Origin of the sequence: Budvicia aquatica DSM 5075 = ATCC 35567 (genome assembly GCF_000427805.1) — a bacterium.
Classification (GTDB): domain Bacteria; phylum Pseudomonadota; class Gammaproteobacteria; order Enterobacterales; family Enterobacteriaceae; genus Budvicia; species Budvicia aquatica.
Genome location: NZ_ATYS01000127.1, coordinates 1 through 1,229, shown reverse-complemented (window position 1 = coordinate 1,229; position 1,229 = coordinate 1). Strand labels below are relative to the sequence as shown.

At 48.7% G+C, this 1,229-nt stretch carries 1 protein-coding gene; it reads right to left on the bottom strand.

Annotated features, from left to right (window positions below; all coding sequences use genetic code 11):
- Nucleotides 1-828: 828 nt before the first annotated feature.
- On the bottom strand, nt 829-1,229 hold a 401-nt coding region (locus tag YWE_RS0120940), incomplete at its 5' end, for a DUF2913 family protein (protein WP_029096212.1).

The window sequence follows — 1,229 nt, the reverse complement described above, 5'->3', positions numbered from 1 at the left end:
CGTGAAAATTAATACACTCCGGTTTTTGTTAAATACTTCCTTTAGCACTGCGGTGATTATTCCAGCTATAACGCCCGATACAGCTAGGGTAACAATAATAGCCATAAGGGCGGCAGCGGTATACATATGAATTTCCCTATATGGTAAGAAATCCCCCATATGTCAGGAGGAAGTTATTGCTGGGGCGGCACGACAATAATCGCAGTTATCTCCGCCATGGTCAAATCGACTAAGCGATGTCATACCGATATTTATTGCTACTCAATCCAATCTGACGCTTGAATCCTCAGCCGTGATAGTGAGCGCGAGTCATCTTCAGGCGATGTCACCTTGTTGATGCCGCACATCAAGGTAGAAAGCAACGTGCAGGCCGGACCACAACACCGAAACGCAAAAGCCATTGACCTTGTTTACAGGCCGTGGGTCTGAACGAAAGAAAGAGGAACTATCGATTAAACAACACGGGTGAATGGTATGGTGGCGAGTACAGAGGGATGACGAGCGCTGCCGATGCGGTAACAATCATGATTAGGGTGAAAAACACGGCCTGACGAGGCCAGCGTAGCGATGACAGTCAACCCATCGTGACAAAGGGTTGCCATTATCTCACGCGATAGTCTTGGCGGCGGGTCTCATTCTGTGACATCTCTCGTTTTCTAGTGGGAAGACCTATGTGCTGAACGGAATAGCGCATCTGGCTGTTTTTGCCGCGGACTTAATGACCATATTCTCATGATAGCGCTGACAACATCGCTGATGTTTTGGGCGGGCTTTATCGGTAGCGTGGGTTGGCTGGGATAAGCGGTCGTCCTTAACCCCAATGGGCCATCACGGTATGATTGAATCAGACCGGATCACTAACGTTACTTGGGCTTTGTTGGGCGAGATTGTCATGACCTGAGTATTGATATGCCATTCGGCCAGCGTTGCCACAAAGGCCTGAGCATCACCGACTATCTGGAATGAAATAGGCGCTATCAACACACCCAGCTCAGTAAACGCGTTGGTCAGAGCCTGTTTAGCGACATAGAACATCGGGCCTACAACCGAGTCAGCCTGTTGTTCTGGCTCGCTGTTGGGTGGGCCTAGCAAGATATTTTCCCATCCCTGCGTATTCAATTGCCTGATGGCTTGTGCTAGTCGGTATAAATCACTGTGTGTGGTTTTATCACCGGTGAATGAAGACCAAAGGAATATCAGGTCCTTTTTTAACCGGGCTTTCTCTCCTT